The sequence below is a fragment of the Veillonella sp. AF13-2 genome (genome assembly GCF_003603295.1).
Lineage (GTDB): Bacteria > Bacillota > Negativicutes > Veillonellales > Veillonellaceae > Veillonella > Veillonella parvula_E.
Genome location: NZ_QTMT01000001.1, coordinates 616,449 through 632,979 on the forward strand (window position 1 = coordinate 616,449; position 16,531 = coordinate 632,979).

The following is a 16,531-nucleotide window of genomic DNA, read 5'->3' on the forward strand; positions in this document are numbered from 1 at the left end:
GAAATTCTTAACTACGATGTATACAAATTTTTATGATTTACTAGATTATAAAATTATTTTGGCAAAATGATTTTAGGTTCTTTTTTAGCTTTATATAAAACACCATTAAAGCCAATCACTTGAACTAATTCAGCGCCAAGCATATCTGCTAAGTCTTGAAAAATTGTCTTATCTTCAGGACTATTATTATGTAATTTAACCTTAATAAGTTCACGTGCTGTAATCGCTGCACGAGCACTATCTATAACACTATCCTCTAAACCATTTTTACCAATTTGGACAACTGGTGGTATTGTAGCCGCCAATGAACGTAAATACCGTTTTTGTTTTCCTGTCATTATTACTCCTACTCTTGGAAAGTAAAGCGCTGATCGCCGATTACAACTTCATCACCGTCTTTACAGCCTTTTTCCTTCAATTTTGCATCAAGCTCCATAAAGCGCCAAATGCGTTGGAATCTACGAAGAGATTGATCATCGTCAAGATTTGTCATAGCTACTAATCGTTCAATACGTTTACCAGTAATGTAGAAAGCAGCATCATCACCGCGAGTAATGACAAATTCTACATCTTGTTTTGCTTCGTATACAACTGTATCATCATTTGCTTCAGGCTCTGGTTCGTAGTTTTCTACATAGTAATAAGCTCGTTCCATAAGCTCTGACAAACCTTCACCACTTAAGGCGTTAATGAGAAATACCTCATAGCCTTTGTCTTCAAAATATTTTTTTGTTTCGGGAATCGTCGTGTCATCAAAGACCATATCGATCTTATTGAGAGCTACAATTTGTTTCTTATTAGCCAATTTTTCAGAGTATTTACGTAACTCTTCATTAATCGCATCAAAGTCGACCTTAGGGTCTCGGCCTTCCATACCAGATACATCTAAAACATGAATTAAAATATTTGTACGTTCAACATGACGTAGAAAATTGTGACCTAAACCTACACCTTCACTAGCCCCTTCAATAAGGCCTGGAATATCGGCCAAAACAAAGCTACGATCTCCAGAAATTGTAACTACCCCGAGTACTGGTGTTAGTGTAGTAAAGTGATATGCTGCCACCTCTGGTTGAGCTTTAGATACTTTTCGCAAAATACTAGATTTACCAACAGATGGATAACCTAATAAACCTACATCAGCTAATACTTTAAGCTCTAATTGTAACCAGAATTCTTCACCAGGTTCACCCTTTTCTGCAAAGGTTGGTGCACGGTTAGCACTAGTTTGGAATCGAGCATTGCCACGTCCGCCACGACCACCTTTGGCAATAACAAAGGTATCGCCATCGTTGACAAGGTCGCAAAAGATTTTTCCTGTTTCCTCATCTTTAATTACTGTCCCCAATGGAACTGGAATGATAAGAGGATTGGAACCTCGACCGTGCTTATTAGAGCTTTCACCATTACCGCCAGCTGGTGCCTTAAACTGACGTTTATATCTAAAATCTACAAGCGTATTAATATTCTTGTCAGCTTTAAAAACAACATCCGCACCTTTACCACCATCACCACCACTAGGGCCGCCATTTGGAACGTATTTTTCTCGACGGAAGCTGGACATACCATCCCCACCGTCACCAGCTTTAACAAAGACGCGCGCTCTATCTATAAACATAATTTAACTCCTATGCATTATTGCTGTAATAGCTCTAATGCTTTTTTAATTTGAATATCATCTAATGTACTAGATGGATGTACACCTTTTGGTAAATCGATTTCTACATCAGGTTTAATACCTGTTCCATCAATAACACGATCACTTGGCGTGTGGTACTTAGCAATAGTTACTTTAATTCCTTCATCATCTAAACTAGGGAAAATAGTTTGAACGGTACCTTTACCATATGTATTAGTACCTACGATAGTGCCTAATTTACGATCTTGAACAGCCCCTGCTATGATTTCTGATGCACTAGCAGAGCCCTTATTAACTAAAACAACCAATGGCATAGCTACATCAGGTCCATCTGACTTATAAGTATCCTTTTTACCTGATCGATTTTGTACTGTTACGAGTGTACCTGGAGGCATAATATAGTTAGATATCTTTTCAGTAGTAGATAATAAACCGCCTGGATTATCTCGTAGGTCCAAGACAAGAGCCTTCATACCTTGAGATTGAAGCTCTTTATATTGAGTGGCAAAATCTTCTGCGGTATTTTCTGCAAACTGACTAATACGAATATATCCAACTGTGCTAGTAAGCATTTTACTTTTAACAGTAGGCAAAACTATGGATTCACGAGTGATATCAAAATGCAACTTTTCACCATTACGTTCAATATCTAGAGATACAGTAGTACCAGCTTCGCCACGAATACGAGAAGATGCTTCCTCTACCGGAATTTCAGTAGTGGATTGTCCATCGATAGCAATAATGTGGTCTCCAGGTTTAATTCCAGCTTTAAAAGCTGGTTGGTCTTCCATTACGCTAACTGCATATAGACCTTTATCATCAGTACCAAGGACCATACCAACACCAGCATATGTTGCAGATGTTTGCATTTTCATAGATTTATATTCTTCTGCATTTAAATAAACACTATGCGGTTCTCCCAAAGAGTCAATTAACCCCTTTAGCATACCATCATAAAGGGTAGTTTTAGCCATAGGTGTCATAAAAACTTGACTCGCAGTATAATAGGCTATAAATAATCTTGGTAGCCCCCAGAATGAACCGGAAAGATACCAAAATGTAAGCCACATAATAACAATGCCAGAGCCTATATATTTCAATAGACTCCATAACACTGTACGTGTATCAAATTTCATATTATAAATATCCCATAGGATCCACAGGATCCCCACTTATACGAACTTCAAAATGTACATGTGGCCCTGTACTATTACCTGTGCTACCAGCATAGGCAATAACTTGACCCTTACCTACATCTTGCCCTTCAGAGACAGCAAGTTCAGAATTATGTCCATAAAGAGTAGACATGCCATTACCATGATCGATAACTACGGCATAACCATAGCCACCCATCCAACCCGACCAAGCAACAGTACCACCATCTGCAGCATGAACAGGTGTACCTTCATCAACACCAATATCAATGCCAGAATGATAAATTGTAGTGCCCCAAATCGGATGTGTACGATAGCCATATGGAGAGGTAATTTCACCACTTACAGGCCACCCAAGTTGACCAGACCCTTGTACCCAAGAGTAAGTTGGTGAAGATTGTTGAGCCGCTGCTGCAGCACGAGCAGCGGCACGCTCTGCTTGACGTGCTTTCAATAACGCTGTAATCTGTGCAGAAGATGCATTTAATTCTTCTACTGCTTGCATTGCTGTAGCACGATCATTTTGAGCCTTTTGAAGAACTACCTCACGTTCTTTCTTCTTTTGCTCTATTTCAGCTCGTTTTGCCGCAGCTGCTTTTTCAAGCTCAACTAGTTTTGCGCGAGACTGTTCTAGTGCTTGCTTTCGAGCCGCTATTTCAGCGCGCTCTTTTTTGATTTCCTCAATTAATTTAATATCAGAATCAATAATTCGTTTTAAAATTTCTAAACGATTAGCAAAGTCTGTAAAATCTTTAGATCCAATAACTACATCTAAGTAACTTAAACGACCATTAATATAAATATCACGTACACGCTTATAAAATACGGCTTCTCGCCCTTCTAGTCGCTTTTGTGCTTCAGCAAGTAATTTTTCATTCACTGTAATATCATTTTCAACAGCTATACGTTGTTGTTGAATAGAATCCAATTGTTGCTGAGCCTGACGTAATTGTTCTTCGATTTGACGTAACTGTTCGGATACACTGACTATTACAGTTTCAGCATCTGCCTTTTTAGCATTTTGTTGATTAACTTGTTGTTGAATTGAATCAAGTTGATTTGTTAAATCTTCGTCCTCTGCAACGATGTATAATGGTGTTCCCAATACCACTATACCAGTCAAAATTGCCGCTACGAAGCGAGATTTAAATATACTATTATTCATAAACATTACACCTTCATGTATTGTTTCAAAGAAATAGTACTACCAATAGCACCTACTACTATGCCGCCACCTAAGATATAAAGGGCTACATCATAGAAGAATGGGAACATTGGTACTAAAGGGAAGAATGCTAATGATTCAGAAACTTCCATTGTGATGAAGTGATAAAATTCACCAACGCAAAGAACGGCAATGATAGCACCAATTAAGCCTAACAACATGCCTTCAATCAAAAATGGCCAACGAATAAATCCATTAGTAGCCCCTACATATTTCATGATTGCAATTTCTTTACGACGTGCGAATACAGTCAACCGAATTGTATTTGAAATGATGAATAGTGTTGCAGCTCCTAGGAAAGCAATCAATACAATCCCACCAATACGAATTACTTGCGTAATGCGGAAAAGCTCTTCTACAATATCTTGACCATAGTGTGTACTTTCTACGCCTTGGAATGTCGTAGCTAATTTTGCAGTTGCTTTTACATCGCTAGGATTATCAAAGGTTAACACATATGAGTTAGGCAACGGATTTACATCACCTAAAGCATTCACCAATTGTTGCTGATCACCAAGGCGTTCTTTGAACTCCTTCATAGCTTGCTCTTTATTAACAAATTCTAAATGCTTTAAGTTAGGTATAGCCTTAATTTGCTTTCCTACTGCCATAATTTGATCAGTTGTTAAGCCATCCTTTAAGTAAATACTTAACTGTACTTGATTTTCTAGACTGGATGCCATGTTATTCAAATTAATGACACCACAAAGGAATACACCGAGCATAAATAAGGATAAAGCCACTGTAGAAATGGACGCTAATGTCATAAGTCCATTACGTTTCATAGACTTCAGTGCTTCTTTAAAATAGTATTTTATCGTTCTAGGCTTCATTAATTTCTGCACCTCTCATATTATCACTTTGAACACGGCCGTCTTTTAAACGAATAACGCGTTTATTCAAGTATGAAACAAGATCCATATTATGGGTAACCATAATAACGGTAGTGCCGAAATTGTTAATATGCTTAAACAATTCAACAATATCCTTACTAGTATCAGGATCAAGGTTACCAGTAGGTTCATCAGCAATTAATACTGTTGGGCGATTAACAATAGCACGCGCAATAGCAACACGTTGTTGTTCCCCGCCAGAAAGATCCTCTGGTAAATCATTAGCCTTCTCAGATAAACCAACAAGGTCTAATACATGACTCACCTTTTCTTTAATAATTTTTGGTTTTTCTTCAATAACTTCAAGAGCAAAAGCAATATTCTCTGCTACCGTTTTATTAGGCAATAATCGGAAGTCTTGGAATACAACGCCAAGCTTTCTCCGCAATTTAGGAATTTTACTGCGCTTCATACGCGTAACATCAAAGTCATCAACAATGACAGTACCAGCATCTGGCACTACCTCATGTGTTAATAACTTAAATAATGTTGATTTCCCTGCACCACTGTGACCACAAACGAGAACAAATTCACCATCGTTAATGGTTAAACACACATCGTCTAATGCAACAGAACCATTATCATAGACTTTACTAACATTCTTAAATTCAATCATGGGATCCCCTTTGATTATTTACGAGCGATTACACGTTTTACGGCTTCTACAATATCATTGGCAGTTAAGCCATACTTTGCCATTAGTTCTTTTGGTGTTCCACTCTCCCCAAATGTATCTTGGACACCAACGAATTCCATAGGTACAGGCTTATTAGATACTACTACTTCAGATACAGCAGAACCGAGGCCACCAATAATATTATGTTCTTCAGCTGTAACGATAGCACCAGTTTCCGCAGCGGCTTTTATAATTGCTTCAGCATCAATAGGTTTAATAGATGCCATATTAATAACACGTGCAGATATATTAGATTCAGATAAAGTTTTAGATGCCTCTACAGCAGGTCCAACTAATGCACCACAAGCAATAATTGTAACATCAGAACCATCTACCAAAATAGTAGATTTACCTGGCACAAATGAGTAGCCTTCTGTTGTTACATCATCTACACCAGCACGCCCCAAACGAACGTATACTGGGCCGTTATAAGATGCAGCCCATTCGATAACAGCCTCTGTTTCACGCTCATCAGCAGGCACCACTACAGTCATATTTGGCAATGTACGCATACAGGAAATATCCTCTAAACTTTGGTGCGTTGCACCATCCTCACCAACAGTAATGCCCGCATGTGTAGCACATACTTTCACGTTTAATTTAGGATAGCATACAGCATTGCGAATTTGTTCAAATGCACGTCCTGTAGCAAACATGGAGAAAGATGATACAAATGGAATCTTACCTGCCGCTGCAAGTCCAGCACCAACAGAAATCAAGTTTTGCTCTGCAATACCTACGTTAAAGAAACGTTCCGGGCACACAGCTTTAAATGTATCTGTTTTAGTAGATTTGGATAAATCCGCATCTAGTACGATAATATTAGTATTCTCTTTACCAATGCGAGCTAGCGCATTACCATATGCTTCACGTGTTGCTTTACCCATTATTGCACCCCCATAATTTCATTAACAAAGGCTACACCTTGCTCTTCACTTGGTGCTTTACCATGCCAGCCTGCTTGACCTTCCATCTCTTCAACGCCTTTACCCTTTACAGTATGCATGATAATACATGTTGGGCCTTCTGTGAAAGCTTTCGCAGTTTCAATAGCATTATGAAGCTCATCAAGGTCATGACCATTAACTTCAATAACATTCCAATTGAAAGCTTTGAACTTTTCTGGAATTGGTAATGGAGAAAGAACTTTAGTAATATCACCATCAATTTGAAGACCGTTAAAATCGACAAAAGCTGTCAAATTATTCAGTTTATAAAAGCCAGCAAACATTGCAGCTTCCCACACTTGACCTTCTTCAAGCTCACCATCACCAAGAATAGAGTATACACGGTAATCTGCATTATCAATTTTGCCTGCCAATGCCATACCACAAGCCGCAGAAATGCCTTGTCCTAAAGAACCTGTAGACATATCTACACCTGGTGTGTGTTTCATATCAGGATGGCCTTGTAACATATGATTAATTTTACGTAAGTTCAAGAGTTCTTCTTTAGGGAAATAACCTTTTTCAGCCAATGTAGCGTATAGTGCAGGCGCTGCATGACCTTTAGAAAGGACAAAACGATCTCTATTAGGAGCTTTTGGATTTGCTGGATCTACATTCATCTCAACATAGTACAACAAGGCCATCACATCGGCGATAGATAATGAACCACCTGGGTGACCGGATTTCGCTGCCGTTACAGACTGTACAATACCAACGCGAATAGCTTTTGCCTTCTCTTGAACTAATTGTTTAACATCTTGTGTTAATGTAGCCATAGAGACCTCACTTTCTGGATAAAATCCAATATATTAATAATCTTTAAGTAATGAAATAGCAATTTCTGCATTGCGTTGGGAATCTACACGCAATGATTCAATGCGGTCATAAGATGCTTGATACTCCTCACGAGAATTCAACAATTTATGACACCATTGATATAAGGCTTCTTCACGCAAATGAGTCATTGTGCCAATAGGCTCTTGACCAATCATATGTAAAAAGCTTGTAATTTTAGGATCATAGGAAATACCAATAACTGGTTTTCCCATTAAAGAACTAAAAACTAAAGCGTGAAGACGTATACCAATCATGAGGTCCACATTTCCAGATAATGACACTTGTTGCTCTGTAGAGAACGGACCTTCTAGCACAATAGCGCCATTCGGCATATAGCTGGCAATGATCTTAGCCTCTTTTGTATCCTCAGGATGTGACATAGGAATAAAGATAATTTCCACATTATCTTGTTCTTGTAATCTGCTCAATACATTAGCTAAGGATTCTCTATACTCAGTATCCTCTTTCCAACTACGAACCGCTACACCAATTCGTTTACGTTGTTCATCTGCTTCAGATATTTTAGAAATATATCCTTTCAGAATATGAGAGCCAATTGAAAGATCTGCTGGTTGCATGGCCAATACCGCATCTGCAGTAACTTCTACATCTTCAATTCCCAAAGAAACTAGTTCATCCTTTGAAATAGAATCTCTAACTGTAATAGTATCTACAAAACGCAATACAAATCCAACGGCACGACGTGTTGATGAACGATTTAAAGGACCAATACCTTGGGAGTATAGCATTACTTTTTTCCCAAGCAACTTTGCTAACGCCATAATACTTAAGTAATAGTAAGTATTGCGAATACTAGTAGCATCTTGTAATAAACTACCACCACCACTAATAACAAGATCCGAATGAGCAATTGCTTTTAAGATACCCAATGCAGAGAATGTACCTACAGCATTAATATTATGCTTTTTACTAGTCTCTTTAGGATTACCAGAAATTACAGTAATATGTGCATCAGCCTCTTCTTTACGAATAGCATCGATAATAGCACAAAGCATGGCCTCATCACCAGCATTACCAAAGCCATAATAACCAGAGATAACAATATTACTCATGGTCAACCTCCCTAGCTTGGAACCATTGTGTTACGTACATCATAAACCGTACTGCGATGATAAGAAGCACTCCAAAAAGGGCGCCAATTAACAAACCATCATAACCACGCATGATGGACATGAACACTGGCGTTCTAAGATGACAGAAGGTTTCAACCATCGAAGCAATGCCAATAACACCAGCTAGAGTTAACAAGAAATGAATTACTGTAGGCCACTTACGCATGAACGCAAAGGTAGCTAGCATTAAAGCAGGATGACCAATAATGAACTCTTTTTCACGCGGTCTCGCATACATTGTATTTTCAAGAAAACGACGTAGCATAAGTTCAAAGCCTGGTACAGGAACACCTGCAGTGTGTCCACTACGGCCAACAAATACCCATACTGCACCACCAAGTGCTGCTATTATAAAGAATACATATAATTTAACATCCATAGTTAAGAATTCCACTACAAATGTTTTCGCTTCTTCTTTGGAATTAATCATGCGGCCGTTCCACAATGGGAATCGTTGAAGGTACGCAATAATAACTAAAATAATTGGCAGAACAAAGGTCAACTTAACACCTCTAAAGAGAGCAAACTCCATAAAGAATTTCGTATTGCCCAATAAAGATGCGATATACATTCCGCCAATAGCAGCAAATAATGCAGCAATTACAAGATATAATAAGGCAAGAATCGTAGACTTAATGGCACCTAATGGACGTGCACCATCATAACGGCGCCACTCTTCCATCAAGCGTATCATAGCACCTACAGGAGCCATAATAGCACTAGATAGAGCCCATATTTGAGTAATTAAGGTACCACTTGTAAGAATAAATACAACAATGGATGCCAAAGAAATTCCAAAAAAGGCCACAAGTTGCGTATGCTTAGACATTGGTAACATCATTTGTAGAACATATACAAAAAGTGCTATAGCCCCGATCATTGTAATAACTACTAATAATGGATTTGGTGTATAAGCAGGATAAATATCCGCTGGACCAAATTCATAACCTTTTACAGCCAATTTCTCTGTAGCTATGTTAATATAGTTGATTGTAGTCTGTAATACAGTTTCATTATTTATACCTGTTTCATACATCGGAAACAAGTTAAAACGAATATTTCGCTCTATATCACTAATGTAAAAGCGTTGTGCCGCTTCTTCAGGGGTAATTTTCTTTAACTCCTCTTTAGCGATAGTATACACACGACCTACACTATAATTATTTTTGGCCGCCATTTCCAAGAAACCTTGTTGTGGCTCATACTGCAACTGATTTACAGCTTCGATACCAACTAGTGGAATATGGTTTTTATTTAGTAATGCTAATGTTTCATCCGTTAAATTAGGTGCACCTAGAGCTTCTTTACCAGCAAAAATCATCCCTGTTACATGAGGAATGCCTTCAAGTCGTTTAAATACATATTGAATATCTTCAGATGTTACGTTTCTATAGTTTGTTGGACGAACGATAACATTGAAACCACGATCTACAACCTCTTGTGCTTGCAACTTTGAAATACCAAGATTCATCTTTGCATAGCTATCTGCTGTTGCACCATACAATTCAAGAACAGGACCAATACTTGTATTAAGCTCTTTCACCTTGTCCTTGCCAATACGGTGGTATAAATCCTCTCGAATTTCTTTATAATAACCTTCTTTACCTGAAATTAATGCCACATAAGTCGCCCCAGGTTTAATCGCAGCGCCATTAACACGAACAGAGTCCATCTCTTCAGAGCTTAATACTTTAACTTGGCCCGCATCTTTTGCTTTTTCTAACGTGCGATCATAAATAGCAAAAGCAGTCACACCAGCATTATGTAATGCATCAAAAGCTTCTTGTTGACTACGCTTTTCAAAGGCGCTGGCTCGTAAAACTGCATCATAGTCTACAATATTTTCAATATGATTTTGAGATTTCTCAATCTGATGGCGTTCAAATACTAAGTATAAGGAAGATAAAAGACCTATAATAATACAAAGTATAAGAATCCATGAGTACTTACTTTTTTGTGCGTTCCGATGATTCACGACAAATCCTTTCTAGTTGAGTACAGGTTTAACTTTAATGAGAATTTCACCATTATCAACAGTTAAACTTTCCGCTTTTACAGGAATTGGAAAATTGTTAAAGTCATAAATTTGAGTACTTTCTAACACATTAGATGTCATACCAGGAATTGTAGCACCATTTATGGTGAACTTTTTAGGTGAAAACAATAATGTATTGCCCTTTAACTCTAAATTCCCATCTAATTTAACATCCCCTTTAAACACCATGCCTACATTCATTTTACCGGTTAGGCTGATATTATCTTTACTAATGTCAACTTGTACGTCTTGAATATCACTACCTGCTTCATTACTTAAGAAAGTCCCTAAATCAGCTTTATTAATAGTCCCATCAATACTAGCATTCCCAACACTAACGATATCAATTTGTTGACTAGCTAATAAAGAAATTGGATTAACAAAAATTTGTTTAGCATCAAATCGGAAGCTAGCAAAATTCAATTTACCCAGTTTAATATTCTCCAAAGTGCCATAAACACGATCCACCTCACCATATAAAATTTTGAAAGCAGGTTGAGCCTCAACATTTACTGTTTGAGCCGTTGGTTTCAATGTTTCATTTAATTGACTTTCAATACGAGAGCCAATAAAAGATGGTAATAAAAATTGGGATGCCACTACAAGAGCAATAATTAGCACTAATAGGAATAGTAAAAACTTTTTCATAGTATCTCCTAAATTGTTAAGTTAGCCTCTTTTTTTAAGAAACCTTCGATAAATGGGTCTAAGTTGCCATCCATAACAGCTTGAACATTACCAGTTTCTACACTAGTACGATGATCCTTAACAAGATTATATGGATGGAATACATAGGAACGAATTTGACTCCCCCACTCAATTGCTTGGTAGGTACCTCCAATCTGTTCTTTAAGTTCAGCTTGCTTTTCGAGCTCTAACTCAAATAGTTTCGCCCGTAACAAACGTAAAGCTTGTTCTCTATTCTGCATTTGAGAACGTTGTGTTTGGCATTGTACTACAATACCTGTTGGCTTATGGGTCATACGAACAGCAGAATCGGTTTTATTAATATGCTGACCACCAGCGCCACTAGCACGATATGTATCAACTTGAACGTCTTTCATATCGATATTAATTTCTACAGTATCATCGATTTCAGGCATTACATCGACAGCAGCAAATGATGTATGACGTCGAGCCGCGGCATCAAATGGTGAAATACGAACGAGACGATGCACACCTTTCTCAGACTTCAAGTAACCAAAGGCATTTTCACCTTTAACAAGGAATGTAGCAGATTTTATCCCTGCTTCATCACCAGGTTGTTCATCCATTAACTCGATGGAGAAGCCAGATTTTTCAGCCCAGCGCAAGTACATGCGAATTAACATAGAACACCAATCTTGTGCCTCCGTCCCACCAGCACCAGCATGAAATGTTAAAATAGCATTATTTGCATCATATTCACCACTTAACAATAAAAGTACTTCTTGCTTTTCCAAGGTTTCTTCTATTTGCTTAACATATTCCTTGATTTCACTCTCCATGGAGAGGTCATCTTCATCTATAGCCATTTCAAGCATCATATTAGCATCTTCAATATCACTAACAAGTTGCTTATAGCTTTCTACAGCATTTTTTAGTTGTGTGGCCTCTTGAGAAATCTCACGAGCTTTATCTGGATTATCCCAAAATGTAGGATCACTCATCTGTACATCAAGTGTAAATATTCGGTCTTCCTTCTGAGCGATGTTAAAGTGAATCCCTCATCCCATAAATACGTTCTTCTAGATTAGAAATAATCGGTTTTAAATCTTCTAACAATTTATGTTCACCACCTTTAGTTAATTAGCCTATTACATCAATAAACTATTACCTTAACAAAATAGAAAAATGGCCGTTGCCCAGTGGAAATCCCTTTGAGCAACGTGCCATTCACAAATCTTAATCTATGTTTTGTGGCTCCAACACATCTTCATGATGGGATTGTGCACCTTCTAAGTGATCAACTGGTTCTTCGATTTCTTGAATCAATTGTGCACGAATTTTATATAATGCCATGATTGTCTCATCTTGAATAGCTGCAATCATGTTTTGGAACATATCGAAAGCTTCAAACTTATATTCTACCAACGGATTCTTTTGACCATATGCACGGAGGCCAATACCTTCTCGTAGCATATCCATATTATCCAAATGTTCCATCCATTTATTATCAACAACGCGCAACATAATCGCCTTTTCAAGTTGACTAAACATAGCCTCTCCAAGCATATCAACGCGATCTTGATACTCTTCATGAGCAATTTCTAATAAGCGTTCTAATAAGTCTTGACGACTATATTCTTCCATATCTTGAGAAGACATAATCTCCTCTGTTAAGAAATATTGACTTAAATGTTTATAGAGACCTTCATAATCCCATTCTTCTGGATAGAGCTTTTCATCAGCATAAGCATCTACAGATTCGGTAACAAGCTTGTCAATCATTTCATTAATTGTTTCACGCAAGGATTCGTTACGTAAAATACGACGTCGTTGTTCGTATAATACTTCACGTTGTTGATTCATAACATCATCATACTCGAGTACATATTTACGAATGTTATAGTTATGATCCTCTACTTTCTTTTGAGCACGTTCAATAGATTTAGTAATCAAAGAATGCTCGATAGGTTCATCCTCTTCCATACCAAGTTTATCCATGATACCTGTAATATTGTCAGCACCAAAGATACGCATTAAGTCATCTTCTAATGATAAGAAGAATTGAGAAGAACCAGGATCCCCTTGACGACCAGCACGGCCACGTAATTGATTATCGATACGTCGGCTTTCATGGCGTTCTGTCCCCAAAATTGCTAAACCACCTAGTTCTGGCACACCTTCTCCAAGAGTAATATCTGTACCGCGACCAGCCATATTAGTAGCGATTGTTACCATTCCCATTTGTCCAGCAGCTGCAACGATTTCTGCTTCTTGTTCATGATGTTTAGCATTCAATACTTTATGAGGTACACCTGCACGCAACAACATGTCTGAAAGTTCTTCAGACTGTGTAATAGATGTAGTACCAATCAGAATAGGTTGCCCTATTTGGTGGCGTTCTACTGCATTTCGTACTACAGCACGATATTTAGCAGCTTTAGTTTTAAAAATTTGATCAGGCAAATCCATCCGGATTAAAGGCTTATTTGGTGGAATTGGTATAACCTCTAATCCATAAATATCGATAAATTCTTTTTCCTCTGTTTTAGCAGTACCTGTCATGCCTGATAATTTATCATACATACGGAAATAGTTCTGGAATGTAACAGATGCTAAGGTTTGGCTTTCGCGTTCAACTTTCAAACCTTCTTTAGCCTCAATAGCCTGATGCAAACCATCAGAGTAACGGCGTCCAAACATCAAACGGCCCGTAAATTCATCGACGATAACAACTTCACCATCTTTAACCACATAGTCTGTATCACGATGCATCATAGCATAGGCACGCAAAGAAGCACCAAGCAAATGATTCAACTCGATATTTTCTGCATCATATAGGTTTTCAACACCAAGCATTTTTTCAACCTTTGCGATACCAGAATCTGTAGGGGCAATAGTTTTTTGTTTTTCATCGATAACATAGTCTTCATCTTTTATAAGGTGAGGAACAATTTTAGCCAATTTATAATAATTATCAGTGGAACGTTGACCAGGGCCTGAGATAATTAATGGTGTTCTTGCTTCATCAATAAGAATGGAGTCTACTTCATCCACAATGGCATAATTCAATGGTCGTTGTACCATTTGAACAACATCGGTTACCATGTTATCGCGTAAATAGTCAAAACCAAACTCATTATTTGTACCATATGTAATATCACACGCATAGGCTTCTTTACGTTGATTAAAGTCAAGATTAGCCACAATAAGACCCGTGGAAAGTCCTAAGAAATTATATAAACGTCCCATTTGCTCGCTATCACGAGTCGCCAAATAATCATTTACTGTTACAACGTGTACACCCTTACCGGTCAATGCATTCAAATATACGGGCAATGTAGCTACTAATGTTTTACCTTCACCAGTACGCATCTCCGCGATATTACCATTATGAAGGCAAATGCCCCCCATTAACTGTACATCGAAATGACGCATGCCTAAAACGCGTTTAGATGCTTCACGAACTACAGCGAATGCTTCTGGCAATAGGTCGTCTAACGTTTCCCCTTTTTGCAAACGACGTTTAAACTCATCAGTTTTTGCCACTAAGTTAGCATCACTTAATTTAATATAATTAGGTTCAATTTCATTAATATGATCTGCAATAGCACGCATTTTTTTAATTTCTTTTGCGTTATTATTGCCTAATAGCCTTTGTAAAAAGCTTAACAAACAAATCACTCCTCTACGGGACATCTTACATTATTTTATCTAACTTATTATAACGAAAAAGCCTTGAATAGTCAAAGAATTCAAGGCATTTCAAGATTATTTATAATATTATTTTGGCAAAAAAGGTGGATGACTATTTTAAGTCATCCACCTTAATATAATAATCGGCTGATTTAAAGTAGAAAGGAGTTAGGATTAAGTTCAGCCGACATTATATATTATTGAAGTTCTGGCTCGATCAAACCATAGAAACCATCATGTCTACGATATACAACGTTCATCGATTCAGTTTCAGCATTGAAGAACATAAAGAAATCATGACCAATAAGATTCATTTGTAAAATCGCTTCCTCAACATCCATAGGACGCACAACAAAATGTTTGCGTTTTACAACTTCAATAGTTTCTTCTTCCACAGGAGTTGCCAAAGCTTCAGGATGGAAAGCTTCTTGTTTTTTGAAACGTTTAGCCAAACGAGTTTTATACTTATGGATTTGGCGAACAATTTTATCCACTACTAAATCAATAGCTGCGTACATATCATCGTTGGTTTCCACACCACGAAGAACGATTTTATCAACAAAGCATGTAAGTTCAATTGTAGATTTATCTTTTACAACGGATAAAACCGCTTGTGCATTTAACTCATCATCGAAGTAACGAGTCAATTTACTCAATCTTTTTTCGATATATGCTCTTAAGGCATCTGTCACTTCAATGTTTTTTCCTCTAATTGCTACTTTCATAAGTCAACACCCTTTCTAAAAATCATCCACGAGATGCGAGTGTGTGGTATTATATAACCTTATCTCTCGTGTTATATTTAGTATTTCTACATCCAACTGTAAAACTCCTTCTTTTTTATGTAAAAATTTTATATTTTTTGTAGAATTATGTATAAAATGTATATAGAAAATCCAAAAACCCCGATAGTATATACTATCGGGGTCCAATTATATATTGTTTTTATAATTTTTTTGGTATGTAGTTACGCTTTAACAACGTTAGCGGCTTGAGGTCCACGGTTTCCATCAACAATCTCAAATTCTACATTTTGACCTTCAGTCAAAGATTTGAAACCTTCGTCTTGGATTGCAGAGTAGTGTACAAATACATCGCTACCGTCTTCACGTTCAATAAAACCATAACCTTTTTCTGCGCTGAACCATTTTACTTTACCTAACATGGTAACATCCTCCTAAAAATATATATATTGTCTTGCTGTCTTGCTCTATATGTGTATCATAACACAGCATGTATAAAATATCAAACAACAATATTTACATTTTTAATGAATATACAAACACTAGAAATAAGAATATCATTTGCTATAAATCTCAACAATCCCTATATCTATACATGTTATAAATAATTATATACGCCCTATAAATTAATTATATATTTTTATAATCATAAAAATATGTGAATTAAAAATTATTATTTTTAAAAATGACTGTATAAATTATTATTATATCACAAATATTTATAGCAATAATCGTGTTTTTCAGATTAATCTACCCTGTAAAGCTTTATACAAACTCTTTATAATTAATAAATTCAGTCTAAAAGTTATCAAATATATTAATAGATATTAAGCTATACATATATAATAAAAATTAATATAAATAGATAGGTTAAATTTAATGTAAAAAAACAGGAAGCAATTTCTAAT

15 protein-coding genes are annotated in these 16,531 nt (G+C 36.9%); all 15 read right to left on the bottom strand.

Annotated elements, in window-relative coordinates; translation table 11 throughout:
• Positions 1-53: 53 nt before the first annotated feature.
• Positions 54-338, bottom strand: a complete 285-nt coding sequence (gene yhbY / locus DWV85_RS02930) for a ribosome assembly RNA-binding protein YhbY (RefSeq protein WP_004693176.1) — start codon at positions 336-338, stop codon at positions 54-56.
• An 8-nt stretch (positions 339-346) separates the two neighbouring features.
• On the bottom strand, positions 347-1,618 hold the full coding sequence (obgE, locus tag DWV85_RS02935; protein WP_123137978.1) for a GTPase ObgE: 1,272 nt from the start codon (positions 1,616-1,618) through the stop codon (positions 347-349).
• 17 nt (positions 1,619-1,635) lie between these two features.
• Entirely contained in the window at positions 1,636-2,775 is a 1,140-nt protein-coding gene (locus DWV85_RS02940) for a S41 family peptidase (protein WP_008600791.1), read from the bottom strand.
• 1 nt (position 2,776) lies between these two features.
• Complete coding sequence (locus tag DWV85_RS02945) at positions 2,777-3,964, bottom strand: M23 family metallopeptidase (protein ID WP_004697211.1); 1,188 nt, start codon at positions 3,962-3,964, stop codon at positions 2,777-2,779.
• Entirely contained in the window at positions 3,964-4,851 is an 888-nt protein-coding gene (ftsX, locus tag DWV85_RS02950; protein WP_123137979.1) for a permease-like cell division protein FtsX, read from the bottom strand. The genes DWV85_RS02945 and ftsX overlap by 1 nt, the downstream gene beginning before the upstream one ends.
• A complete protein-coding gene (ftsE, locus tag DWV85_RS02955; protein ID WP_004693165.1) occupies positions 4,841-5,527 on the bottom strand; it encodes a cell division ATP-binding protein FtsE in 687 nt (228 codons plus the stop codon). Before ftsE ends, ftsX begins: the two co-directional genes overlap by 11 nt.
• A gap of 14 nt (positions 5,528-5,541) precedes the next feature.
• Positions 5,542-6,474, bottom strand: a complete 933-nt coding sequence (locus DWV85_RS02960) for a transketolase family protein (RefSeq protein WP_004697368.1) — start codon at positions 6,472-6,474, stop codon at positions 5,542-5,544.
• Positions 6,474-7,310: a transketolase gene (locus tag DWV85_RS02965; protein ID WP_012864276.1), complete on the bottom strand. Its 837-nt coding sequence runs from the start codon at positions 7,308-7,310 to the stop codon at positions 6,474-6,476. The genes DWV85_RS02960 and DWV85_RS02965 overlap by 1 nt, the downstream gene beginning before the upstream one ends.
• A gap of 33 nt (positions 7,311-7,343) precedes the next feature.
• A complete protein-coding gene (gene csaB / locus DWV85_RS02970; protein ID WP_004693157.1) occupies positions 7,344-8,444 on the bottom strand; it encodes a polysaccharide pyruvyl transferase CsaB in 1,101 nt (366 codons plus the stop codon).
• Positions 8,437-10,479, bottom strand: a complete 2,043-nt coding sequence (locus tag DWV85_RS02975) for a DUF5693 family protein (protein WP_021148074.1) — start codon at positions 10,477-10,479, stop codon at positions 8,437-8,439. The genes csaB and DWV85_RS02975 overlap by 8 nt, the downstream gene beginning before the upstream one ends.
• Positions 10,480-10,491: 12 nt before the next feature.
• Complete coding sequence (locus tag DWV85_RS02980) at positions 10,492-11,187, bottom strand: LmeA family phospholipid-binding protein (RefSeq protein ID WP_004697145.1); 696 nt, start codon at positions 11,185-11,187, stop codon at positions 10,492-10,494.
• Positions 11,188-11,195: 8 nt separating this feature from the next.
• Positions 11,196-12,303, bottom strand: a protein-coding gene (gene prfB, locus DWV85_RS02985; protein ID WP_206669385.1) for a peptide chain release factor 2 whose coding sequence is annotated in 2 segments (ribosomal slippage) — positions 11,196-12,245 and positions 12,247-12,303 — 1,107 coding nt in all. Because the reading frame shifts where the segments join, the coding sequence is not laid out codon by codon here.
• A gap of 120 nt (positions 12,304-12,423) precedes the next feature.
• Entirely contained in the window at positions 12,424-14,859 is a 2,436-nt protein-coding gene (gene secA / locus DWV85_RS02990) for a preprotein translocase subunit SecA (RefSeq protein ID WP_004693148.1), read from the bottom strand.
• 218 nt (positions 14,860-15,077) lie between these two features.
• Positions 15,078-15,605 carry a ribosome-associated translation inhibitor RaiA gene (gene raiA / locus DWV85_RS02995; RefSeq protein ID WP_008600782.1) on the bottom strand — a complete coding sequence of 176 codons (528 nt, stop codon included), beginning with the start codon at positions 15,603-15,605 and terminating at the stop codon, positions 15,078-15,080.
• Positions 15,606-15,847: 242 nt separating this feature from the next.
• A complete protein-coding gene (locus tag DWV85_RS03000; RefSeq protein ID WP_004693056.1) occupies positions 15,848-16,045 on the bottom strand; it encodes a cold shock domain-containing protein in 198 nt (65 codons plus the stop codon).
• Between the last annotated feature and the right edge of the window lie 486 nt (positions 16,046-16,531).

What these genes read in the sequence shown, in the direction of transcription:
- yhbY (WP_004693176.1), bottom strand. Translation starts at nt 338, where the DNA reads ATGACAGGAAAACAAAAACGGTATTTACGTTCATTGGCGGCTACAATA.
- obgE (WP_123137978.1), bottom strand. Translation starts at nt 1,618, where the DNA reads ATGTTTATAGATAGAGCGCGCGTCTTTGTTAAAGCTGGTGACGGTGGG.
- DWV85_RS02940 (WP_008600791.1), bottom strand. Translation starts at nt 2,775, where the DNA reads ATGAAATTTGATACACGTACAGTGTTATGGAGTCTATTGAAATATATA.
- DWV85_RS02945 (WP_004697211.1), bottom strand. Translation starts at nt 3,964, where the DNA reads ATGTTTATGAATAATAGTATATTTAAATCTCGCTTCGTAGCGGCAATT.
- ftsX (WP_123137979.1), bottom strand. Translation starts at nt 4,851, where the DNA reads ATGAAGCCTAGAACGATAAAATACTATTTTAAAGAAGCACTGAAGTCT.
- ftsE (WP_004693165.1), bottom strand. Translation starts at nt 5,527, where the DNA reads ATGATTGAATTTAAGAATGTTAGTAAAGTCTATGATAATGGTTCTGTT.
- DWV85_RS02960 (WP_004697368.1), bottom strand. Translation starts at nt 6,474, where the DNA reads ATGGGTAAAGCAACACGTGAAGCATATGGTAATGCGCTAGCTCGCATT.
- DWV85_RS02965 (WP_012864276.1), bottom strand. Translation starts at nt 7,310, where the DNA reads ATGGCTACATTAACACAAGATGTTAAACAATTAGTTCAAGAGAAGGCA.
- csaB (WP_004693157.1), bottom strand. Translation starts at nt 8,444, where the DNA reads ATGAGTAATATTGTTATCTCTGGTTATTATGGCTTTGGTAATGCTGGT.
- DWV85_RS02980 (WP_004697145.1), bottom strand. Translation starts at nt 11,187, where the DNA reads ATGAAAAAGTTTTTACTATTCCTATTAGTGCTAATTATTGCTCTTGTA.
- raiA (WP_008600782.1), bottom strand. Translation starts at nt 15,605, where the DNA reads ATGAAAGTAGCAATTAGAGGAAAAAACATTGAAGTGACAGATGCCTTA.
- DWV85_RS03000 (WP_004693056.1), bottom strand. Translation starts at nt 16,045, where the DNA reads ATGTTAGGTAAAGTAAAATGGTTCAGCGCAGAAAAAGGTTATGGTTTT.